This is a genomic window from Hydrogenophaga sp. (genome assembly GCF_026125785.1).
Lineage (GTDB): Bacteria > Pseudomonadota > Gammaproteobacteria > Burkholderiales > Burkholderiaceae_C > Hydrogenophaga.
Genome location: NZ_JAHCKL010000002.1, coordinates 238,606 through 261,015, shown reverse-complemented (window position 1 = coordinate 261,015; position 22,410 = coordinate 238,606). Strand labels below are relative to the sequence as shown.

The window sequence follows — 22,410 nt, the reverse complement described above, 5'->3', positions numbered from 1 at the left end:
GATGCCCAGGTGGCGGAATTGGTAGACGCACTAGTTTCAGGTACTAGCGCCGAGAGGCGTGGAGGTTCGAGTCCTCTCTTGGGCACCAATCATATAAGGGCTTGCAAACACAAGGTTTGCAAGCCTTTTTTCTTTGCGCAGGCCAATAAGCCCGCGGGTGGGAAAAGTGGGGTTGGGGCAGACCGTCAAAACGGGACCGCCAGCAGGTCATGCCCTTGCGCGGCGACCACACGGGCCTTGGTGAACTCGCCCACTTTCAACGTCTTGCTGATCTTCTCCGGTGGCAACAGACGCACCACGCCGTCGATCTCCGGGGCATCGGCGTAGCTGCGGCCCACGCCACCTTTGCGCCCCATGCCAGGCGCTGCATCCACCAGCACCTGCATGGTAGCGCCGATACGGTCCTGCAACTTCTGCACCGAAAGCGCTTCGGCAACCGCCATGAAACGGGCGCGACGCTCCTCGCGCAGGGTGTCCGGCACCGCATCCGGCAACTCATTGGCCGTGGCACCTGGCACCGGCGAATAGGCAAAGCAGCCGGCCCGGTCGATCCGGGCTTCGCGCAGGAAATCGAGCAGGTGCTCGAACTCGGCTTCGGTCTCGCCTGGGAAGCCCGCAATGAAGGTGCTGCGCACGACGATCTCGGGGCAGATTTCACGCCAGCGCGCGATGCGCTCCAGGTTGCGCTCCCCACTGGCAGGCCGCTTCATGCGTCGCAGCACATCCGGGTGGCTGTGCTGCAACGGCACGTCGAGATACGGCAGGCACAGTCCATCGGCCATGAGCGGGATGATCTCATCGACATGAGGGTACGGATAAACATAGTGCAGGCGCACCCAGGCACCAAACCCGCGGGCGATCTCGCCGAGCGCACGCACCAGATCGAACATGCGCGTCTTCACCGGTTTGCCATCCCAGAAGCCCGTGCGGTACTTCACGTCCACTCCATAGGCCGACGTGTCCTGGCTCACCACCAGCAACTCCTTCACGCCAGACTCGAACAGCTTGCGCGCTTCAGTCAGTACATCGCCGATCGGGCGACTCACCAGGTCGCCGCGCATCGAGGGAATGATGCAGAACGTGCAGCGGTGGTTGCAGCCTTCGCTGATCTTCAGGTAGGCGTAGTGCCTCGGTGTGAGCTTGATGCCTTGGGGTGGCACCAGATCGACGAAAGGGTCGTGCGGCTTGGGCAGGTGCTCGTGCACCGCGCTCATCACTTCATGGGTGGCATGTGGGCCGGTGACCGCAAGCACGCTGGGGTGCATCTGCCTGACCAGGTTACCACCCCCTTCACCTTCCCGGGCCCCCAGGCAACCGGTCACGATGACTTTACCGTTCTCCGCCAGCGCCTCGCCGATCGTATCCAGGCTCTCGCGCACGGCGTCGTCGATGAAGCCGCAGGTGTTGACGATAACGAGGTCGGCCCCCGCGAAGGTCTTGGAGGTCTGGTAGCCCTCCGCACTGAGCTGTGTGAGGATGAGTTCGGAGTCGGTCAGGGCCTTGGGGCAGCCCAGGCTCACAAAACCGACTTTTGGGGCCGCACTGGCGGCCTGCGCAACGGACGTTTCGGACATGCCCCGATTGTCTCAGACCGCGCACCATACCGTGCGCGACTGGGCGTCAGGGCCGCTTGAGCCCGAGCGCCGCCAGCATCTGCTCGCTGTTCTTCTGCATCTGCTCCTGCATCTGCGTGAACGCGTTGCGCGACTGCTCCAGATAAGTCCCCATCATCCCCTGCATCATCGGCGACTGGACATTCATGAACTGCTTCCAGACCTCCGGGTTGACGCCACCGGACTGCTCCGCCATCTTGTGCTGCAACTCCATGAAGATCTGCACGTTCTTCTCAAGGTAGGAGCCCATGAAGTCCTGCATGGCGTGGCCATAGAACCTGATGATGTTGGCTAGAACCTGCTCGGTGAAGATGGGTGCGCCGGCGGTCTCTTCCTCCAGGATGATCTGCAGCAGGATGCTGCGGGTCAGATCGTCGTTGGTCTTCGCATCACGCACCACGAAAGCTTCGTTGTCCATGACAAGCGACTTCACTTCGGACAAAGTGATGTACGAAGAGGTGTCGGTGTCGTAGAGGCGCCGGTTCGGGTACTTCTTGATGACACGCACGGACGAGGCGCGCTCGCCACCGCTGTCGGCCTTGGACTTTTGCACTGCAGGACTTTCAGAAGGAGCGGGCGGGAACGCCCGGCATCCTGAGAGGATACGGCAGATTCCAGGAACCGGGCCAGTAGGCCGAGCATGGGTTTTCCCTGTGCAACCGTCGGGCCCTGGGCCGGCAGGAACGCGACCGCCAGGTGGTGCGCACAGGCGCTGGGCGCAAAAAAGCCCGGCAACACCGGGCGATTTGATTAACCTCCACACCCCGAATCGTCATCGGAGTGGTAGGCGCGAAGGGACTCGAACCCCTGACCCCCACCATGTCAAGGTGGTGCTCTAACCAGCTGAGCTACGCGCCTACGATCAGTTCGAAGCCTCGAAGTATAGCAGTGTTCCGCCCCACCTCGGCCGGAGGAAGCGCCTCATTTGCGACGTACGACACGCACACCGGGCACATCACCCACCACCGCCATGGCACGCGCCACCTGACGGGCATCGGGCACCTCAATGGTGAACGTCATCCAGGCGATGCCCTTGACCGACTGGGTCTGCACGCCGATCACATTCATTTTCTCGCGCGCAAAGACATCCGAGATGTCGCGCAGCAGGCCCTGCCGGTCGACGGCCTCGATCGCCACATCGACGGGGTAGAAGGTCGCGGGCGAGTCGCGCCCAGCCGAGGACTGGCCGCCACCCCACTGCACTTCGATCACCCGGTCGGGGTTCTTTCGCTGGAGATGAGCGAAATCGGTGCAGTCCGCACGGTGGATGCTCACACCCTTTCCGCGGGTCACGAAACCACCGATCTCGTCTGGCGGCGCAGGCTTGCAGCACTTGGCGAGCTGGGTCATGAGCGAGTCCACCCCGACCACGAGAACGCCCGCACTGGACGATGTGGCGTTCTTGCGCGGCTTCTTCAACCACACCGGGCCTTCAGCAGGCAACTCCGGTTCGGGCAGCGGCGGACGCAGATGGGACTCGATGGCGCGCAACGACAGCTCATCCTTGCCCACCTGCTCAAACATCTCCTGCGCCGAGGACAGGCCCAGCGCGATGGCGAGGTCATCCAGCTTGAGCGATGTCTTGCCCTCGCGCTGCAGCAGTTTTTCCACCGCCTCCCGGCCGCGGGCCACGGTTTCCTGCATGGCCTGGGCATTGAACCAGGCGCGCACCTTGCTTTTGGCACGGTGACTGACCAGGTAACCCAGTTCGGCGTTGAGCCAGTCTCGCGAAGGCCCGCCTTCCTTCGCAGCGGTGATTTCCACCGTCTGGCCGTTCTGCAGGGGTGTATTGAGGGTGACCATTGCCCCATCGACACGCGCACCCCGGCAGCGATGCCCCAGGTCGGTGTGCACGCTGTAGGCGAAGTCCACCGCCGTCGCCCCCTGGGGCAATTCCACGATGGCCGCGTCGGGCGTGAGCACGTAGATGCGATCGTCAAACAGCCCCTGGGCGGTCCCGCTGAGGTCTCGCTCCCAGGCCAGCAGTTGCCGCAATACCGCGATCTTGGCGTCGTACTCGGAACTGGCCGAGACACCCGCATAGCCTTTGACACCGGCTTCCTTGTAGGCCCAGTGCGCTGCAACGCCGTGCTCGGCGTGGTCGTGCATGGCCTGGGTGCGGATCTGAATCTCGAACGCCTTGCCCTGCTCGTCGCGCACCACCGTGTGCAGGGACTGGTAACCGTTGGGCTTGGGCTTGGCTATGTAGTCGTCGAACTCATCGGCCAAGGGCGAAAAACGGGCGTGCACATGGGCCAGCGCGGTGTAGCAGTCGGCCACCTCCGGCACGATCACGCGCAAGGCGCGGATGTCGAAGACCTGCTCGAAATCGAGTGACTTGCCCCGCATTTTTTTGACGATGCTGTAGATATGCTTGGGCCGACCTTGCACCGACGCCTTCACGCCAAGCTCATTGAGCTCGACTTCCAGACGCTGGCGCACCTGCTCCACGTGGGCCTCGCGCTCGGCACGTTTTTCGTCCAGCAGCCGCGCCACTTCCTTGTAGGTCTGGGGTTCGAGGAAACGGAACGCCAGATCCTCCATTTCCCATTTGATCTGCCAGATGCCCAACCGGTTGGCCAGGGGTGCGAAGACATGCAGCGATTCGCTGGCCAGCGCCTCGCCAGGATCACCCTTGCAGGCGGCAAAGTAGCGCAAGGTCTGCAGACGCGAGGCCAGCCGGAGCATGACCACACGGAGGTCGCGCGAGAAAGCCAGCAGCATCTTGCGCACGTTCTCGGTCTGGCTGGCCGCCAGCTCCGACACCACCGTCTTGCCCGGCGCCACCATCGGCAAGTCCTGCTCTTGCGCTGCCTGACGCTCCTCTTCTTTCTTGGCCTGCACCTCGGCATGCTTGAGGCGCGCCGCGCGCTGAAGCTGGACCAGCTTGGTGGTCTCCACCGCCAGCGCGGCAAAGTTGTCGCCAAAGGCTTTGGCGATCACCTCCTGCGGGCGGTTCAGGTGCTGGCAGGCGTACACCAGATACGCGGCTGCCTGCATGGCTTCAGAACCACCGATGTCGTGCAGAACACCGGCCACCGCATCGGCATGCGCCAGGATGTTCTCACCCGTATCCAGGCGTTCGCTGGCCAGCAGCGGCTCGGCAAAAGCCCGAGCTCGTGCCAGGGCCTGCGCCTGTCTGGGCAGGCTGTCGGACGTGGCCGCGACGATGGCCGATGACGCCGGTGGCATCACGCGCACGTCCTGCGCGTCGGGCTCAACAGAAAGAGAAGACCGCTTCATGGCCGGGCATTCGCTGAAGGGGTCCCGCGCTCAGGCATCCAGGAGAAAGGCCTTCACGGCGGCGACCTGGTCAGGCGCCACCAGGGTGGGCGCATGCCCCACACCTTCGAAGACCACGCAACGGGCGTGCGGACCGCGACGGGTCATCTCCACTGCGGTCTCCTCGCTGAAGAGGTCGGACTGCGCACCTCGCAGAACCAGCGTGGGCGCCGTGATGGCGTCGTACAGGCCCCAGAGTGTGGCTTCGCCCTCGCGCACCGTTGTGCGGGCCATTTCCTGGTCGGGAGCCTCCGTCAGCGCCTTGACCGGAACGGCCAGCGCCGGGTCGTAGTGCAACCACCAGCGGCCCTCGCGCTCTCGCAGCAGCGGAAGCGAGAGTGCGCGCCATTGCTCAGGTGTGTGCGGACCAAACCCGGTGGAGATGGAGGCGAGGTAGTCGACAGCTTCCTGCTCACTGCCGAAGGAGGGGTTGCGCCCCAGGTAGCTCGCAATGCGCTGCAAGGCCTCCCACCGGATCACCGGCCCCACATCGTTGAGCACCAGCTTTCGCGGCGCCAGCGCGGGCTGTGCCGCCAGCGCCATGCCGATCAGCCCCCCCATGCTGGTCCCCACCCAATCGATCACCACCTCCGGGTCTTGCGCCCGCAGTTGCATGAGCAGCGCGGCAAGATCGGCCACGTAGGTTCCCACCTGGTACGCCATGGGATCGGCGAGCCAGTCACTGTGGCCACGTCCGGCGACGTCCACCGCGAGAACGCGTGCCTGCGGACTCAGCGCGCGGGCCAGCACATCAAAATCACGGCCCTGCCGGGACAGGCCGTGCACGCACACCACGACATGCCGCGCCCGGCCAATGGCAGGCGCCCAGTCCCAGTACGCCATGCGTCGGGGAGCACCGCCGCGCGCAGCCGGGCCACCGACAGGAATGTATTGCAGGGATGGTTCTTGCATGGGTCGCAGTGGGGCCACAGGCCTCCGTGATAATGCTTTCAACAATCGCGTTCAACCAATCGTAATGGAACTGGAGTACCCCATGCTTGCGAACAAGACCGCCCTCGTCACCGGCTCCACCAGCGGCATCGGACTGGGCATTGCCAAGGCCCTGGCGCGACAGGGCGCCAACATCGTGCTGAACGGCTTTGGCGACGTCGAGGGCCCCAAGGCGGAGATCACCGCTCTGGGCGCCAAGGTGGCCTACCATGGCGCCGACATGAGCAAGCCGGCAGAGATCGAGTCCATGATGGCCTTCGCTGCCGAGACCTTTGGCCAAGTCGATATCCTGGTCAACAACGCCGGTATCCAGCACGTGGCGCGCGTCGAGAAGTTTCCCGTCGAACGCTGGGATGCCATCATCTCCATCAACCTGACCAGCGCCTTTCTGACCAGCCGCCTGGCCCTGCCGGCGATGCTGAAGTCGAATTGGGGCCGCATCATCAACGTGGCCTCTGTGCATGGCCTGGTCGGCTCTGCCGAAAAGTCCGCCTATGTCGCAGCCAAGCACGGCATCCTGGGCCTGACCAAGGTCACGGCCTTGGAGAACGCCACCACGGGTGTCACCTGCAATGCCATCTGCCCGGGCTGGGTGCTCACGCCACTCGTGCAGAAACAGGTGGACGCCAAGGCGCAAGCCCAGGGTCTGTCCAACGAAGAAGCCACGCGTCAGCTGCTGGGAGAAAAAGAGCCCTCCATGCAGTTCACCACGCCCGAGGAACTGGGCGAACTCGCCGTGTTTTTCTGCTCCAAGGCAGCGGACAACGTGCGTGGGGTGGCCTGGAACATGGACGGCGGCTGGGCCGCGCAATGACGCGGCCTCGGGCCGCGGGTCACTTCAGCTGGATGGAGCCAGAGACGGTGATATTCACCGTCGACTTGCCAGCTTCCACCGGCACGGCGGCGTCGGACATCGCCGCCTTGGCCTCCATGGCCATCATGCGCGGCTGGTAGGGACGCACGTCCTGGTCGGCCGAACTCACCGACACTTCGCGCAGCGTGTAGCCCGAGAAGCCGAAGCCCTTGGCCACTTCGTCCGCACGGGCCTTGAAACGCTGGATGGCCTGGGCCTGCACATCCGATTCCAGCTTCTGCCGCGCTTCTCGCGAGAGCGAGAACCCCATGTTGGCCATGGTGAGCGTCTGGATCTTGCCCGCCGTGCCGCTGATCAGGGCGAAGTCACGGCCTTCGAGCACCAGTTCGGTGCTGCCCTGCCAGCCGGTCATCTTGCCGTCCTTGCCGTAGCGCGGATGCAGACTGAACTGTCCTGTGCGCACCTCAAGCGCCTGCGGCTTGGCGGCTGCGCGAGCCACGGTCAATGCGGCATCGAGCGCCTGCTTGAGTTGGTTTTGCACCGTCACGGCATCAGACGCTTCACGCGTGGTGCTCAAGCTCATGCTGAGCCAGTCCTGAGGGACTTCCATGAAGCCGCTGGCGGCAATATTCACCACATTGGCTGGAACGGGGAGTGTCTGGGCCATGGCGGGCGCCGCCATGAACAGGCCCAGGGCCAGCACGGCGGAAAGACTGCGACGGGAAAAGAAAGACGGGGAAAAACGAGAGGACGCTTGGGGCAGACGGGTCGCGTTCAGGGTCATGGCTTGAGTCGAAGTTCAGAAGTGGGCTGCTCGCGCAGCTGTTCACGCAGCCGCTGACGCTCCTCCACAGAGAGGCGGTAGGGCTTGCTGCTTTCATCCATGTCATCGAAAGGCTGACGCAGTGCATCGCGCAAGCGCATGGGTCCGCGCGCCTCACCCGCATCGCCCACCGAGATGGGCAGCACGGTGGCGGGGACATCGGAGGGCAGCGGATGCACGCGCTGACCTTCCGGCCCGGCCATCAGAGGGCTGACCACCGAGAGCAGGCAAACGCTCGTCAGATAGGATTTCATGGTTCGCTCAAGTATGAACACCCGACCGATTGTGTGATGTGCCCCGCATGAAGTGGATGCCAGTGCGGGCAAAATCTGTAACAGCCTGTCAGGAAACCAAAATTTGAGGGCTGACAAGCACTTGGCGCTGCCAAAATCGTGTTTGTTACATATTTGGAGAGTTGCTCTCATGCCACAGAACAGTGTCCGTCCCAACAAGATCCTGGTCGTCGACGACGACGTCCGCATCCGAGACCTGCTGCGCCGCTACCTGATGCAAGAAGGCTTCGAGGTCATGCTGGCCGAAGATGGCAAGGCATTGAACCGCGTGCTGCAGCGCGACTCGGTGGACCTGATCGTCCTCGACCTCATGATGCCCGGCGAAGATGGCCTGTCGATCTGCCGCCGTCTGCGCGCCAATGGCGACCGCACACCCATCATCATGCTCACCGCCAAGAGCGAAGACGTGGACCGGATCGTGGGCCTGGAGGTCGGTGCCGACGATTACCTGGGCAAGCCTTTCAATCCACGCGAACTGCTCGCCCGCATCCACGCGGTGCTGCGCCGACGCCCGCCCACCGAGGTTCCGGGCGCCCCTTCTCAGGACCAGGAGGTGGTGAAGTTCGGCCCGTTCGAGTTCGACCTCAGCCTGCGCACCCTGCGCAAGGATGGCGCGGATCTGCCGCTGACCACCGGCGAGTTCGCCATGCTCAAGGCCCTGGTGCGACACCCGCGTCAGCCGCTCTCTCGCGAGAAACTGGCCCAACTGGCGCGCGGTCGCGAATTCGAACCGTTCGATCGCAGCCTGGACGTGCAGGTCTCCCGCCTGCGCAAGCTGATTGAAGAAGACGCTGCCTCGCCGCGCTATCTGCAGACCGTCTGGGGCGTGGGCTACGTCTTCGTGCCGGATGGCAATGCCTGATGGCCGCTGACGAGTCACGCGTTCCGTTCGAGACCGAACCCGCCGCGCTGGAGACCGCTCCCGCGCCGCTGGAACTGCGCCCCAGCCGGGGCGTGAGCCTCTTCTGGCGCACGTTCTTCTTTCTCACCCTGCTGCTGATCGGCTGCATCGTGGCCTGGCTGCAGACGTTCCGGGCGCTGGAGTACGAGCCGCGTGCGCTGCAGAGCGCCAACCAGTTGGCCTCGCTGGTGAACCTCAGCCGCGCTGCGCTGGTGCACTCGGACGCTATCGCGCGCGTGTCGCTCATCAAGACGCTGGCCAACGAAGAAGGCCTGCGCATTGCGCCGCGCGAGCCCTCCGACACCTTCCGGCTCTACAACATCGACGCACTCAGTCGCAATGTGTCGCAGCAGCTCAGCAGCCGCCTGGGGCCGGACACGCTGGTGGCGCGTGAGGTGAATGGCACGCCAGGACTGTGGATCGGGTTCACCATCGACGACGATCCCTATTGGCTGCTGACCGACCCCTCTCGCATCGGCCCGGTGGCGGGTACCACCTGGCTGATCTGGCTGGGCACCGCCGCCCTGCTCTCTCTCACCGGCGCGGCTCTGATTGCACGTCTGATCAACCGGCCGCTGAAGAAACTCTCCTTTGCCGCCAGCCGAGTGCGCGAGGGTGACTTCAACGCCAGTCAGCTCAACGAGGCCGTGGCCACCAGCGAGATCCGCGAGGTGAACATCGGCTTCAACCGCATGGCGCAGCGGTTGAGCAAGATCGAACAGGATCGGGCCCTGATGCTCGCGGGCATCTCGCACGATCTGCGCACGCCGCTGGCGCGGCTGCGTCTTGAGACCGAGATGAGCGTGGACGACCCGCAGGCGCGAGAGCACATGTCGGCCGACATCGAGCAGGTCAACGCCATCATCGACAAATTCCTCGACTACGCGCGGCCCGACCACATAGCGCCCGAACGCGTCAGCCTCAATCAGGTGATCGATGCGGCCATCTTCTCCCTGGGCCAGGACCCCAGCCATGTGGTGACCACCAACATCCCGCCACAAACCGCCGTGATGGGAGACGCCGTGGAGCTGCAGCGCGTGTTCTCCAACCTGCTCGAAAACGCTTCCCGCTACGGACGAGACCCGCGTACCGGCGTGATGCGGGTGGAGATCGCTGCCAAGGCCAAGGACGACTTCGTGCTGGTCAAGCTCCGCGACCATGGGCAGGGGGTGGATGCGGGACAGCTCGAACAGCTCACGCAGCCGTTCTACCGTGGCGATGTCTCGCGCAGTTCGGCCACGGGCACCGGGCTTGGCCTGGCCATCGTGGAACGCGCCATCACCCGCATGGGTGGGCGTTTCGCACTGGCCAACAGCAGTACCGGTGGCCTGGCCGCGCACATGAAGCTGGTCAAGGCGCCCGCTTGAACGCGCGCCCTCATGGGCCTCTGGCCCGGGGTGACTTCATCTCCGGCCCGGTTCTGCCGGTGACGGCCTGAGGCCGGGCAGCAGCCCCTCAGCGATACAGCAGCGCCGCCGCGCGCGCCTCGATGCTGCGGCCTTCTCCCACCGGCCCCATCTTCTCGGCGGTCTTCGCCTTCACATTGACCTGCGAGATGGCGATACCGAGTACGCCGGCGATGCTGGCGCGCATGGCATCGATGTGTGGCGCGAGCTTGGGTGCCTGGGCGATCACGGTGGCGTCCAGGTTGCCAATCTCGTAGCCGGTCTCGCGCACGCGCCGCGCCGCCTCGGCGAGCAACACGCGGGAGTCGGCACCACGGAAGCGTTCGTCGGTATCGGGGAAATGGCGGCCGATGTCGCCCAGCGCCGCAGCGCCCAGCAAGGCGTCGGTGACGGCGTGCAGCAGCGCATCCGCGTCGGAGTGGCCCAGCAGGCCGTGCGTGTGTGGAATGTTCACGCCGCCGAGGATCAGCGGGCGCCCCGTCACCAGGGCGTGCACGTCCCAGCCTTCGCCAATGCGAAAAGGCGGCCGCGGTGCGGTGTCGGTCGAAGTCATGAGCGGCTCCTGAGGACGGCTTCCGCCAAGGCGAAGTCTTCCGGGTAAGTGATCTTGAAGTTCTGCGCGCTGCCGCGCACCAGCAGCGGTTTGAAACCCGCCATTTCCATTGCGCTGGCCTCATCGGTCACGCCGTCAAAGCCTGCGCGAGCGGCGTGCGCCATGGCGTCCGACAGCGCACCGAGGCGGAACATCTGGGGCGTCTGCGCGAGCCATTTGCCCGAGCGGTCCACCGTCGCGGCAACCCGCCCCCCGACCTCGGCCTTGAGAGTGTCGGGCAAGGGCAAGGCCAGCAAGCCGCCCACGGCATCGTTCTCGCATGCGTCCATCAGCGCCTCGACCTGCGATGGGGTGACCAGGCAGCGCGCTGCGTCGTGCACCAGCACCCAGTCGAGCGGCTGTGCGCCTTGCTCCCGCAGGGCCTGCAAGCCGTTGAAGACACTTTGCGCGCGGCTGTCGCCGCCACAAGGCGCGACGGTCACCCCAGGCGGCACAGCCTGCGTGGCCCAGAAGCCGTCATCCGGAGCGGTCACCACCAGGCAGCGGTCGATGCGAGCGACGCCCCGCAGTGCCGCCAGCGTGTGCATGACCATGGGGCGCCCAGCCAGCGCTTGGTACTGCTTGGGCAGCGGGGTTCCCGCCCGGGAGCCAGTACCCGCGCAAGGCAACAGCGCATGGCAGCGCGCGGTGGTGGATGAAGTGGGCAATCCGGGGCGGAGGTCGGGCATGGGTGAGCGCATTCTAAAATCAGTGCCCTCACCCCCTGCCTCTTCAGGCCGGGGGTGTTCGTGTTCGCTGAGGCCTCGGCCACTGCGGCGCCCCGCTCCCCCAAGTCCATCCAACGCCTCACCTACGCCTGTCTTCATGGACTTGCCTCACCTGTCCCCTGGCAAACGCCACACGCTGCCCCACCCTGGTGTGACGGCCGACGCGCTGCTGCTGGCCGAACTGGCCAGCCGCGAGAAGGCCGTTGGCCGGCTCACAGCCATCGTCACGGCAGACGCCAACGACGCGCAACGACTGATCGAGGAAATCGCTTTCTTCGCACCGGACCTGCGCTGCGCCCTGTTTCCCGATTGGGAGACGCTGCCCTACGACACGTTCTCCCCCCACCAGGACCTCATCAGCGAGCGCCTGGCCACGCTGTGGCGCATCTCCCAGCGCGACAAGGACGGCGGTGCGGATCTGGTCCTGGTGCCCGCCACCACCGCGCTCTACCGCCTGGCACCACCGGCCTTTCTCGCGGGCTACACGTTTCACTTCAAGGTCCGGCAGAAGCTGGACGAGGCACGCCTCAAGGCCCAGCTCACCCTGGCGGGCTACCAGCATGTGACACAGGTCGTGAGCCCGGGCGAATATGCCGTGCGGGGCGGCCTGATCGATCTCTTTCCCATGGGCAGCCTGGTTCCGTACCGGGTGGACCTGTTCGACGACGAGATCGACAGCATCCGCACCTTCGACCCCGACAGCCAGCGCAGCCTCTATCCCGTCAACGAGGTGCAGTTGCTCCCCGGGCGGGAGTTCCCCATGGACGATGCGGCGCGTGCACGCTTTCGCAGCCGCTGGCGCGAGTTGCTCGAGGGCGACCCGACCAAGAGCCGTATCTACAAGGACATGGGCAATGGCGTGGCCACCGCGGGCATCGAGTACTACCTGCCCCTCTTCTTCGAGGACACGGCCACGGTGTTCGACTACCTCGGTGGAGACGCCACCGTGGTGCTGCACGGGGAGCTCGAGCCCGCCTTTCAGCGTTTCTGGCAGGACACGCAGGACCGCCACCGCCTCCTGCGAGGAGACCCGGAGCGCCCGGTGCTGCCGCCGGAAACGCTGTTCCTGCAGGCCGAGCAGTTTCACGCCCTGGCCAATCGCCATGCGCAGTTCGTCCTGCGTCCGGTGCAACAGGCCCAGGCGCACGACAGTTTCGTGCAGAAGCTGGAAGACCTCTCCGTGGTGCGTGGTGCCGAGGACCCGCTCGCGCGCCTGCAGGACCACATCCGCCGCACGCCCCACCGCGTGCTGCTGCTGGCCGAAAGCGAGGGCAGGCGTGAAAGCCTGCTCGACTTCCTGCGCGCCAGCGGCCTGAACCCGCCCGCCTTCGATTCGCTGGCCGACTTCCAGTCTCACCGCGACGAGAAAACCGGCATCGCCACCGCAGCGCTGGCCAACGGCTTCGCCTGGCTTGAAGCAGGCATCGACTTTGTCACCGAAACCGAGCTGTTCGCCGCCGGACCGACCACACGGCGGCGGCGCAAGCAGGAACAGGTCAGCGATGTTGATGCGCTGATCAAGGACCTCTCCGAACTCAACGTCGGCGACCCGGTGGTGCACAACGCGCACGGGATCGGCCGCTACCGGGGCCTGGTCCACATGGACATGGGCGAGAAGAACCCAGACGGCTCGCCAGCGTTGCAGGAGTTTCTGCACCTGGAGTACGCCGACAAGGCCGTCCTCTACGTGCCGGTCAGCCAGCTCCAGCTCATCGGGCGCTACACCGGTGTGAGCGCCGACGAGGCACCGCTGCACAAGCTGGGCAGCGGTCAGTGGGAAAAAGCCCGGCGCAAAGCTGCCGAACAGGTGCGCGACGCGGCCGCCGAGTTGCTCAATATCTATGCCCGCCGCGCGGCCCGCCAAGGCCACGCCTTCCGCTACTCGGCGCAGGACTACGAGGTCTTCGCCAACGACTTCGGCTTCGAGGAGACCGCCGACCAGCGGGCCGCCATCCATGCGGTGATACAAGACATGATCAGCCCGCGCCCGATGGACCGCCTGGTCTGCGGCGACGTGGGTTTCGGCAAGACCGAGGTTGCGCTGCGTGCAGCTTTCGTGGCGGTCACCGGGGGGCGACAGGTGGCCTTTCTTGCACCCACCACGCTGCTGGCGGAGCAGCATTTCCAGACCTTGTCCGACCGCTTCTCGAAGTGGCCCGTCAAGGTGGCGGAGATGAGCCGTTTCCGCTCCGCCAAGGAAATCACGGCGGCCGCCAAGGGCCTGGCCGATGGTTCGGTGGACATCGTCGTCGGCACGCACAAACTGCTTTCCGAGAGCGTGAAGTTCAAGGACCTCGGCCTGCTCATCATCGACGAGGAGCACCGGTTCGGTGTGCGCCACAAGGAAGCCATGAAGGCTCTGCGCGCGGAAGTCGATGTGCTCACGCTCACGGCCACGCCCATTCCGCGGACGCTGGGCATGGCGCTGGAAGGTCTGCGCGACCTGTCGGTGATCGCCACCGCGCCGCAGCGCCGCCTGGCCATCAAGACCTTCGTGCGCAACGAAGGCAACGGCGTGATCCGCGAGGCTGTGCTGCGCGAGCTCAAGCGCGGCGGCCAGGTCTACTTCCTGCACAACGAGGTCGAGACCATCGAGAACCGGCGCCAGAAGCTGGAGGAGATCCTGCCCGAGGCCCGCATCGCCATTGCGCACGGGCAGATGCCCGAGCGCGAGCTCGAACGGGTGATGCGCGACTTTGTCGCCCAGCGCTTCAATGTGCTGTTGTGTTCCACCATCATCGAGACCGGCATCGACGTGCCCACGGCCAACACCATCGTGATCAGCCGCGCGGACAAGTTCGGCCTGGCGCAGTTGCACCAGTTGCGCGGCCGTGTGGGCCGCAGCCACCACCAGGCGTATGCGTACCTGATGGTCCCCGAGATCGAAGGCCTGACCAAGCAGGCCGCGCAGCGGCTGGACGCCATCCAGCAGATGGAAGAACTGGGCAGCGGCTTCTATCTGGCGATGCACGACCTGGAGATCCGTGGCGCTGGCGAAGTGCTGGGCGAGAACCAGAGCGGCAACATGCTGGAGGTTGGCTTCCAGTTGTACAACGAGATGCTGGCCGAGGCGGTCCGGTCGCTCAAGGCTGGACGCGAGCCCGACCTGCTCTCGCCGCTGTCGGCAACCACGGACATCAATCTGCACGCCCCTGCCCTGCTGCCCAACGACTACTGTGGCGACGTGCACCTGCGCCTGTCGTTCTACAAGAAGCTCGCCACCGCCAAGAACAACGACCAGGTGGATGCGCTGCTGGAAGAGATCGTGGACCGCTTCGGCAAGCTGCCGCTCCAGGCCCAGACGCTCATCGACGTCCATCGCCTGCGCTGCATCAGCGCCCCCTATGGCGTGACCAAGGTCGACGCAGCCCCCGGGGTGATACAGATCAGCTTCCAGCCGAACCCGCCTTTCGACCCCATGCGCATCGTCGAACTCATCCAGAAGAACCGGCACATCAAACTGGCCGGCAATCAGAAGCTGCGCATCGAGCGTTCCCTGCCCGAGGTAAAGGACCGCGTGCAGATGGTGCGCGACGTGCTGCGCGCCCTCGGCCAGCCCCTCAAACAATCCGAACCTGCATGACCCCAGCCAACGCACCGATCGATTTCGCCCCCGGCCTCACCGTCCGCGGTTTCACGCCGCCGTTGAAGCTCGCGGATTTCAAGCTCATTGCCTTCGACATGGACTCCACGCTCATCAGCATCGAGTGCGTGGACGAGATCGCCGATGCGGTGGGCAAGAAGGCTGAAGTCGCCGCCATCACGGAAGCCGCCATGCGCGGTGAAATCGCCGACTACAAGGAAAGCCTTCGCCAGCGCGTGGCGCTTTTGCGCGGCGTCACCGTCGCCGACATGGAGCAGGTCTATACCGAACGCCTGCGCATCAACCCAGGGGCGGTCGAACTGATCACGGCGTGCAAGGCCGCTGGCCTCAAGGTGCTGCTGGTCTCAGGTGGCTTCACCTTCTTCAGCGAACGCCTGCGTGCCCGCCTGGGTCTGGACTTCACGCGCGCCAACGTGCTGGAGGTGGAAAGCGGACCGAATTGCGGGCAGCTCACGGGGCGGCTGGTCGACCAGTCCTGGGGAGACATCTGCGATGGCGCGGAGAAGCGCCGCACGATGCTGGACGTCGCCTCCCTGCTGGGGATAGAACCGGCACAGTGCATCGCCATGGGGGATGGCGCCAACGACCTCTTGATGATGGGAGCGGCAGGTCTGTCGGTGGCGTACCACGCCAAGCCCGCCGTACGGGCACAGGCCATGGTCGCGATCCATGAAGGCGGACTGGATCGCCTGCTGGAAGTCTTCGTCCGCTGAATGCCCGGCTATCCATGAGCCTACGGTTGAAGACCCTGGTGCAGTCGATGCGCCACCGCTGGCGCAGCCATCTGCTGACGGTGACCATGCTGCTGGCGGTGGTCCTGGGCGTGCAAGCCTGGCAGACGCGCGACGTGCCCGGCGGCGCAGCGCCGGACTTCGGCTTCACTTTGCTGCAGGCCGACGGCAGCCGCACCACCACGACGCTCGCGCAGTGGCGCGAGCGGCATCCAGGCCAGCCGGTGGCGCTGCATGTCTGGGCGGAGTGGTGCCCCATTTGCAAGGCAGAAGAACACAGCGTCTCCCGCCTGGCGCGAGACTGGCCTGTGCTGACCGTGGCCATGCAGTCCGGCAGCGAGGATGCCGTAGCCCGCGTTCTGGCCACACGGCAACTGCGGTGGGATACGGCCATCGATCCACGCGGCCAGATCGCCAGTGCGCTGGGTTTCAAGGCGGTGCCGGCCTTCGTGGTGGTGGACGCCAAAGGCCATCTGCGAACGCCAACGGCGGGTTACACCAGCGAGATCGGCATGCGCCTGCGCCTGTGGTGGGCGCGGCTGTTCTGACTCAGACCCGTGTGGGCGGCTGCCCCGGCGCCCGCCCCAGTCGCCACGCGGTGCGCGTGACCAGAGCGCTGCCAGCGCCAGCCAGCCAGAACAGCGACGCCACGCCGATCACGGCACTGATGGTGCCCAGCACCGGTGGCACCAGCGCATTCGACCCATTCATCACCGCCAGACGAAGGCCCAACGCCTCTCCGTGGCGATGCGGCGGAGTGATCTCCATCATCAACGCCATGATCATGGGCATGCCGCACCCCAGCGCCATGCCCAGCAGCACCGAGGCCACCGCCATCGCCCACAGCGAGTGCAGGAACGGGTAGCACGCGCAGACCAGCACCACCACCACCAGCAAGCCGGTCACCACCCCATGGTCACGCACATGGCGCGTGACCAGCGGCAGCGCGAAACGCGCGGCCGCCGCCGCAAAGGCAAACCCGCCCAGGATGCCGCCGATGGCCGAAGCGCTGATGCCACGTTCGTGGCCCAGCATGGGCACCACGAAGGAGTGCACCTCCCAGCAGGTGACGATCATCCAGTTGACCAGCAGCAGTCGCCGCACGGCAGGCGCGAGCAACAGGTCCAGCGGTCGCTGTGGCGTTGCCGATGGCGGCCGAGGCACCGGGACATGGGGCTCCGCCGCCAGCCTGCGCACCACCAGCCAGGACACCATGGGCAGCACCGACAAGGCCGCGAACGCCGGGCGATAGCCCACGCTGTCAATGAGCAACCCCGCCAGCAGCGGCCCCAAGGCATTGGCCAATGCCGGGCCCGCCGTCATCCAGCTGTAGACGTACTTGACTTGCGCCGCGTCACGGGCCAGGCGGCCTGCACGCTGCTGCAGAGGCACCATGGACAGCATGGTGGCCGAGCCGGTGGCGAATGCACAGACCCACAACACCGGGTACAGCGGAAATGCGGCCGCCAGCAAGGCGCCCCCCGTTCCCAGACAGACAGCGGCCATCATGGGATGGCGAATGCCATGGGCGTCGGCATACCGGCCCGACGGCAAGGAGAAAACCACCTGCGAGAAAGCGAACTGCCCAATGACCAGGCCAATGGCCATCTTGGTATGGCCAGCCTGCAACGCGATCAGCGGCACCACCAGGCGCACGCCAGCCATGCAGGTGTGCACCAGCATCTGGGCCACCAGCAGTTGTATCAAACGGGGTAACAGACGCTCCGCTCCCAGGCTCCCGGACCCACCGGACGTATAAATTCTGAAATGGACCAACCAATGCTAGCCCAAACCCGATGCCCCTGCCGGGCGCGGGCCTGCCAGCCTGTTTCAGCCGCCTGAGCGCTTGACCTGGTGGCCCAGGCCGGCAAGCACCACCATCACCCGTTCGACATGGTCACCCTGGACCTCGACCGCGCCGTCCTTCACCGTACCGCCGGTGCCACAGGCGGCCTTGAGCTGGCGCCCCAGCGCAAGCAGCGCATCGGCATCCAGGGCAAGACCGCGCACCACGGTCACCACCTTGCCGCCGCGGCCCTGCGATTCGCGCGAGACGCGGACCCGGCCATCCCCCAGAGGGACGGAGGAAGGAGCCTTGCGGCACTGGCAGGCGCCAACAGCTTGCCGGCAGACCGGACACGTGCGACCGGTCTCCGTGGAATAGACCAGGCCACCAGAACCAGGGTGTTTGTGTTTCATGGCCCGGCATGGTAGCCGCTGCCCATGGGTCTATCAGAGCCTGTCGAGCAGGCGGCGCACATTGACCACCACCTTCACCTCCCCAGGCGGCAGGCCGGCGCGCACCTCGTGCGCGGCATCCTGCGTGTCACGCAGGGCAGGCTCCCCCAAGGGCAGACCGTGGCGACCTACGAGGGCGAACACCAGTGGCGCATTGGCCTTGCTGCCGCGCCGCGCCACCACGCCCATCTCCCCGCTGGCCAGGCGGACGAAACTGCCCGGCGGGTAGAGGCCGACATGCTTGACGAACAAGGCGCCCAGCGGATCGGGCTGCTGGTTGGGGCCGAGGTAGAGCTCACGTGCGGCCTGCTGCGCGACCAGGCCACCGCGGCCCTGGCGCGGACTCAGGCAAGCCACGTAGCTGTCGGCCATCTGCAGCAGGCGTTGCGCCGGCAACGACACCGGCTTGCCCTGAGGGTAGCCTGAGCCATCGGAACGTTCATGGTGTTCTTCGACCAATTGCAGCCACAGCGGGTCTTGCACGCCAAGCTCGCGCAGCAAGGCGGCACCTGCGAGGGGATGTTCCGCCACGGTCTGGCGCTGCGCGGCCGACAAATCACCGGCCTGGCGCGCCATCGCATCGTGCGCGCGGGTCATGCCGATGTTCATGCACAACGCCGCACCGAAGAGCGACTGTTGCACCTCCGACGCCAGTCCCGCTGAAGGCGCCACCAGCGAGCACAAGCCCGCCGACAGCAGGGCGTGACTGGCGCTGTAGCCCACACGTGTGTCGAACAGAAGCTGCACCAGCACCAGCAGGCTTTCATCGGGGTGGCTGCGCCACAAAGCCTGCGAACGTTGCATGAGGCGGCTCAGCCGGTCGAGAAACTGGTCGCCTGCGTCCGCGCCCTGGTAGAGCAGGCTGCAAAGACCGGCATGCAGATCGGGCCAGGCCTGCGCGGGCCCCGCTGCGTCCTCGTTGGCTGCAGCGGCGCGCACCGACACCATGTGGGTCACCCCGGCGATGCGGCTGAGCGATTCGTTGCTGCGCACCCGCCGATCCAGTTCGGCGGTGTAGCTGTAGGACCAGGCCTGCCAGTCGCTTTCGCGCACCATGGGTCCATGCAGCATCAGATGTCCACGGTGCTGCTCGGAGGTGATCGGCTCCCCCTTGCGCAAAAGCAGCATGCCCTTGGTATCCCATACGTTGACGGGAACCGGCTGGTTCAGGGCAATGACCTCCAGGGGCAATGGCTTGTACATTCGGCCAAATCTAAGGCCTTCGCTCCATCTGGAATCCACCGATAAGAAGCAGAAAAGCCCGCAAGTTCTGCAACTTGCTGGCTTTCCGGGTTCTGGTGGGCGGTGCAGGGTTCGAACCTGCGACCCCTGCCGTGTGAAGGCAGTGCTCTACCACTGAGCTAACCGCCCGAGCAATCTGGCCGATTTCTCGGAAGCCTCAGATTATAGCCATATTTTGGCCGCCCTCTCAGGCGGATTGCTGGAGACGCCACACGGTCTTGCCCTTGCTGGCCTTGTCCAGATCGGCCAGCAGCGCTTCATGCGCCTGGGCCTCCTGTTCATTGGCCTGGAGCACCGGCAAATCGAAACGGCTGAGATCGATCTGCTCGCTGACGCCGTCTTCGCCCGGTGCGTCACCCAGGTCGATCAGCAGGGCGTCCTGCCCGCGCGTCATGTTGATGTAGACGTCGGCGAGCAACTCGGCGTCTAGCAACGCGCCGTGCAATGTGCGGCCCGAGTTGTCCACGCCCAATCGGTCGCAGAGCGCGTCCAGACCGTTGCGCTTGCCCGGGAACATCTCCTTGGCCATCACCAGGCTGTCGGTCACCTGCCCGATGATGGTGGTGATCGCAGGCATGCCCAGCAACTGCAGTTCCTTGTTGAGGAAGCCGATGTCGAAGGGTGCGTTGTGGATGATGACCTCCGCATCGCGCAGGTAGTCGATCAGCGCGCCGGCTATCTCCGCAAACTTCGGTTTGTCGCGCAGGAACTCGTTGCTGATGCCGTGCACCTTGAGCGCGTCTTCATGGCTGTCTCGCTCAGGGTTGATGTAGAAGTGCAGGTTGTTGCCGGTCAGCTTGCGGTTAAGCAGTTCCACGCAGCCGATCTCGATGATGCGGTCGCCGTTCTCCGCCGACAGACCGGTGGTTTCGGTATCCAGGACGATCTGTCGCATCAGACGCTCCGTCGGGCCGCCGTGCGGAGCGGCCGGTGCGCGTGGTGAAAGCCGGACATCAGTGGTTTTCCTTCGCGTGGTTGATCGAGTACTTAGGAATCTCCACCGTCAGGTCCTGCTGCGCGACGATGGCCTGGCAGGACAGGCGCGAATTCGGTTCCAGCCCCCAGGCACGGTCCAGCAGATCTTCCTCGTTCTCGTCGAGTTCGTTCAGGCTGTTGAAGCCCTCGCGCACGACCACGTGGCAGGTGGTGCAGGCGCAGCTCATGTCGCAGGCATGCTCTATGCGGATACCGTTGTCCAGCAAGGCCTCGCAGATGGAGGTCCCTGCCGGCGCGCTGATGCTCGCGCCCTGTGGGCAGTATTCGGGATGGGGCAGGATCTTGATCGTGGGCATGGGGGTGTCGCGTTCAGACTTCTTCAACCTTCTTGCCAGCCAGCGCCTGCTGGATACCGCGGTTCATGCGCAGCGCCGCAAACGCTTCGGTGCCCTTGGCCAACGCCTGGGTCGCAGCCTCGATGGCGGCAGCATCGTCACTCGCTGCGGCCGTGGCCAGCTCAGCCATCAAGGCCTCGATGTGTTCGCGCTCGTCTCCCGACAGCAGATCGGCGTCCGCCGTGAGCGCCGTGCGCGTGGCAGAGATCATGCGCTCGGCATCCACCCGCGCTTCCACGAGAGCCCGGGCGCGAATGTCCTGTTGCGCGGTGGCGAAACTGTCCTGCAGCATGGCGGCGATCTGTTCGTCGCTCAGTCCGTAGGCAGGCTTGACGTCAACGGCGGCTTCGACGCCACTGGTGAGTTCGCGGGCGCTGACCGAAAGCAGGCCATCGGCATCCACGGTGAAGGTCACCCGGATGCGCGCCGCGCCCGCCACCATGGGAGGGATGCCACGCAGTTCGAAGCGCGCCAGACTTCGGCAATCCGCGACGAGATCACGCTCGCCCTGCACGACGTGCAGCGCCAGCGCGGTCTGGCCGTCCTGGTAGGTGGTGAAGTCCTGCGCACGCGCGGTGGGAATGGCGCTGTTGCGCGGCACGATGCGCTCAACCAGACCGCCCATGGTCTCCAGCCCGAGCGAAAGCGGAATCACATCGAGCAGCAGCAGGTCGCCGTCCCGCGTATTGCCAGCCAGCGCATTGGCCTGGATGGCCGCCCCCAGAGCGACGACCTCGTCGGGATTGAGGTTGACCAACGGCTCGCGTCCGAAGAACTCGCCAACGGTGCGGCGGATCACCGGCATGCGCGTAGACCCACCCACCATGACCACGCCCTGCACCTCCTCGCGCCCGATGCCGGCATCACGCAGCACCTTGCGCACCGCCGCCATGGTGCGTGCGGTCAGCGCGGCGGTACAGGCCTCGAAGTCGGCCTGCGTGACAGCCTGCGCCACTGTGCGCCCCGCCACGGCAACACGGAAATTCTCGGCGGGCGCGTTCGACAGGGCTTCCTTGACGCGCCGTGCCTCGGCCTGCAGCGCGGCGCGCTCGCTGGCATCGGGAACTGCAGGGTCCAGCCCCTGTTGCCGCAGCACCCAGGCGGCCAGTGCCTGGTCATAGTCGTCGCCGCCCAGAGCCGAGTCGCCGCCAGTGGCCATCACCTCGAACACGCCCCGCGTGAGCTGGAGGATGGAGATGTCGAAAGTGCCGCCGCCCAGATCGTAGATGGCATAAATGCCTTCGGCGGCGTTGTCCAGCCCGTAGGCAATGGCGGCGGCCGTGGGTTCGTTGATCAGCCGCAGTACGTTGATGCCCGCCAGTTGGGCGGCATCCTTGGTGGCCTGCCGCTGAGCGTCATCGAAATAGGCGGGCACGGTGATGACCGCGCCGTAGAGGTCGTCGTCAAAACTGTCTTCGGCACGGTAGCGCAGCGTGGCGAGGATCTCCGCGCTCACCTCCATAGGGGTCTTGGTTCCGGCCACGGTCTGCACCACGGCCATGCCGTCCCGATCGAGCACGGTGTAGGGCAGCCTGTCCACATCGCTCACCTGGGCCCGGCTGCGGCCCATGAGGCGTTTGACCGAACTCACCGTGTTGGCGGGGTCCTGCACCTGCGCTGCCTGGGCCTCGTGGCCGATCTGGCGACCTGCGCCACCTTGAGCGGGGTCGAGGTAGCGCACCACGCTGGGCAGGATCACACGGCCATCGGCGGCGGGCAGACACTCGGCCACACCATGGCGAACCGAAGCCACCAGTGAGTGGGTGGTACCCAGGTCAATGCCCACGGCCACACGGCGCTGGTGCGGGTCGAGCGATTGGCCGGGTTCGGATATCTGCAGAAGCGCCATGTCGAAGGGGTC

Annotated in this window: 20 protein-coding genes and 3 tRNA genes; 7 read left to right on the top strand and 16 right to left on the bottom strand. The window is 65.5% G+C overall.

Going from position 1 to position 22,410, the window contains the following annotated elements:
* The first annotated feature begins 3 nt into the window (after nt 1–3).
* Nucleotides 4–88 (top strand) — tRNA-Leu (locus tag KIT53_RS03490).
* Nucleotides 89–185: 97 nt separating this feature from the next.
* Here the strand turns inward: KIT53_RS03490 and rimO are convergent.
* The 5 genes from rimO to KIT53_RS03465 all read right to left on the bottom strand — a co-directional run bounded on the left by rimO (nt 186) and on the right by KIT53_RS03465 (nt 5,807).
* Nucleotides 186–1,574, bottom strand: a complete 1,389-nt coding sequence (rimO, locus tag KIT53_RS03485) for a 30S ribosomal protein S12 methylthiotransferase RimO (RefSeq protein WP_297747689.1) — start codon at nt 1,572–1,574, stop codon at nt 186–188.
* A gap of 46 nt (nt 1,575–1,620) precedes the next feature.
* Nucleotides 1,621–2,166 carry a polyhydroxyalkanoate synthesis repressor PhaR gene (gene phaR, locus KIT53_RS03480; protein ID WP_297747686.1) on the bottom strand — a complete coding sequence of 182 codons (546 nt, stop codon included), beginning with the start codon at nt 2,164–2,166 and terminating at the stop codon, nt 1,621–1,623.
* Between the two features lie 228 nt (nt 2,167–2,394).
* Nucleotides 2,395–2,471: transfer RNA gene (locus tag KIT53_RS03475), tRNA-Val, on the bottom strand.
* Nucleotides 2,472–2,534: 63 nt separating this feature from the next.
* Complete coding sequence (locus KIT53_RS03470) at nt 2,535–4,805, bottom strand: bifunctional (p)ppGpp synthetase/guanosine-3',5'-bis(diphosphate) 3'-pyrophosphohydrolase (RefSeq protein WP_297747986.1); 2,271 nt, start codon at nt 4,803–4,805, stop codon at nt 2,535–2,537.
* 81 nt (nt 4,806–4,886) lie between these two features.
* Nucleotides 4,887–5,807, bottom strand: a complete 921-nt coding sequence (locus KIT53_RS03465) for an alpha/beta hydrolase (RefSeq protein WP_297747682.1) — start codon at nt 5,805–5,807, stop codon at nt 4,887–4,889.
* Between the two features lie 82 nt (nt 5,808–5,889).
* On the opposite strand from KIT53_RS03465, the gene KIT53_RS03460 reads away from it, so the two are divergent.
* A complete protein-coding gene (locus KIT53_RS03460) occupies nt 5,890–6,660 on the top strand; it encodes a 3-hydroxybutyrate dehydrogenase (protein WP_297747679.1) in 771 nt (256 codons plus the stop codon).
* 19 nt (nt 6,661–6,679) lie between these two features.
* On the opposite strand, the gene KIT53_RS03455 is transcribed toward KIT53_RS03460, so the two are convergent.
* Both KIT53_RS03455 and KIT53_RS03450 read right to left on the bottom strand, forming a co-directional pair.
* Complete coding sequence (locus KIT53_RS03455; protein WP_297747983.1) at nt 6,680–7,342, bottom strand: SIMPL domain-containing protein; 663 nt, start codon at nt 7,340–7,342, stop codon at nt 6,680–6,682.
* A 98-nt stretch (nt 7,343–7,440) separates the two neighbouring features.
* Nucleotides 7,441–7,737 (bottom strand): hypothetical protein, encoded by a 297-nt coding sequence (locus KIT53_RS03450; RefSeq protein ID WP_297747677.1) that lies wholly within the window; start codon nt 7,735–7,737, stop codon nt 7,441–7,443.
* 169 nt (nt 7,738–7,906) lie between these two features.
* Between KIT53_RS03450 and ompR the strand changes: the two genes are divergently transcribed.
* Nucleotides 7,907–8,638, top strand: a complete 732-nt coding sequence (ompR, locus tag KIT53_RS03445) for a two-component system response regulator OmpR (protein ID WP_297747674.1) — start codon at nt 7,907–7,909, stop codon at nt 8,636–8,638.
* Nucleotides 8,638–10,044, top strand: a complete 1,407-nt coding sequence (locus tag KIT53_RS03440; RefSeq protein ID WP_297747671.1) for an ATP-binding protein — start codon at nt 8,638–8,640, stop codon at nt 10,042–10,044. Before ompR ends, KIT53_RS03440 begins: the two co-directional genes overlap by 1 nt.
* Before the next feature lie 88 nt (nt 10,045–10,132).
* Here KIT53_RS03440 and ispF read toward each other — a convergent pair whose 3' ends face one another.
* Together ispF and ispD are read right to left on the bottom strand one after the other, a co-directional pair.
* On the bottom strand, nt 10,133–10,636 hold the full coding sequence (gene ispF / locus KIT53_RS03435; protein ID WP_297747668.1) for a 2-C-methyl-D-erythritol 2,4-cyclodiphosphate synthase: 504 nt from the start codon (nt 10,634–10,636) through the stop codon (nt 10,133–10,135).
* Nucleotides 10,633–11,364, bottom strand: a complete 732-nt coding sequence (ispD, locus tag KIT53_RS03430; protein WP_297747665.1) for a 2-C-methyl-D-erythritol 4-phosphate cytidylyltransferase — start codon at nt 11,362–11,364, stop codon at nt 10,633–10,635. Before ispD ends, ispF begins: the two co-directional genes overlap by 4 nt.
* Nucleotides 11,365–11,500: 136 nt before the next feature.
* Here ispD and mfd point away from each other — a divergent pair, with 136 nt between their 5' ends.
* The 3 genes from mfd to KIT53_RS03415 are packed head-to-tail and all read left to right on the top strand — an operon-like array spanning nt 11,501 to nt 16,286.
* A complete protein-coding gene (gene mfd / locus KIT53_RS03425) occupies nt 11,501–14,986 on the top strand; it encodes a transcription-repair coupling factor (protein WP_297747662.1) in 3,486 nt (1,161 codons plus the stop codon).
* Nucleotides 14,983–15,720 (top strand): phosphoserine phosphatase SerB, encoded by a 738-nt coding sequence (serB, locus tag KIT53_RS03420; protein WP_297747659.1) that lies wholly within the window; start codon nt 14,983–14,985, stop codon nt 15,718–15,720. The genes mfd and serB overlap by 4 nt, the downstream gene beginning before the upstream one ends.
* A 14-nt stretch (nt 15,721–15,734) precedes the next feature.
* A complete protein-coding gene (locus tag KIT53_RS03415; RefSeq protein ID WP_297747656.1) occupies nt 15,735–16,286 on the top strand; it encodes a redoxin domain-containing protein in 552 nt (183 codons plus the stop codon).
* 1 nt (nt 16,287) lies between these two features.
* Here the strand turns inward: KIT53_RS03415 and KIT53_RS03410 are convergent, their stop codons facing one another.
* The 7 genes from KIT53_RS03410 to hscA all read right to left on the bottom strand — a co-directional run bounded on the left by KIT53_RS03410 (nt 16,288) and on the right by hscA (nt 22,398).
* The gene (locus tag KIT53_RS03410) at nt 16,288–17,445 is read right to left on the bottom strand and encodes an MFS transporter (RefSeq protein WP_297747652.1); all 1,158 of its coding nucleotides are present in this window, start codon (nt 17,443–17,445) and stop codon (nt 16,288–16,290) included.
* Nucleotides 17,446–17,568: 123 nt separating this feature from the next.
* Nucleotides 17,569–17,937 carry a translation initiation factor Sui1 gene (locus KIT53_RS03405; protein WP_297747649.1) on the bottom strand — a complete coding sequence of 123 codons (369 nt, stop codon included), beginning with the start codon at nt 17,935–17,937 and terminating at the stop codon, nt 17,569–17,571.
* A 33-nt stretch (nt 17,938–17,970) separates the two neighbouring features.
* A complete protein-coding gene (locus KIT53_RS03400; protein WP_297747647.1) occupies nt 17,971–19,179 on the bottom strand; it encodes an HD domain-containing phosphohydrolase in 1,209 nt (402 codons plus the stop codon).
* A gap of 93 nt (nt 19,180–19,272) precedes the next feature.
* Nucleotides 19,273–19,347, bottom strand: a tRNA-Val gene (locus KIT53_RS03395).
* Between the two features lie 58 nt (nt 19,348–19,405).
* Entirely contained in the window at nt 19,406–20,113 is a 708-nt protein-coding gene (dnaQ, locus tag KIT53_RS03390) for a DNA polymerase III subunit epsilon (protein WP_297747644.1), read from the bottom strand.
* 58 nt (nt 20,114–20,171) lie between these two features.
* Nucleotides 20,172–20,510 (bottom strand): ISC system 2Fe-2S type ferredoxin, encoded by a 339-nt coding sequence (gene fdx, locus KIT53_RS03385; protein WP_297747641.1) that lies wholly within the window; start codon nt 20,508–20,510, stop codon nt 20,172–20,174.
* A gap of 13 nt (nt 20,511–20,523) precedes the next feature.
* Complete coding sequence (gene hscA / locus KIT53_RS03380) at nt 20,524–22,398, bottom strand: Fe-S protein assembly chaperone HscA (protein ID WP_297747638.1); 1,875 nt, start codon at nt 22,396–22,398, stop codon at nt 20,524–20,526.
* Nucleotides 22,399–22,410 lie beyond the last annotated feature (12 nt).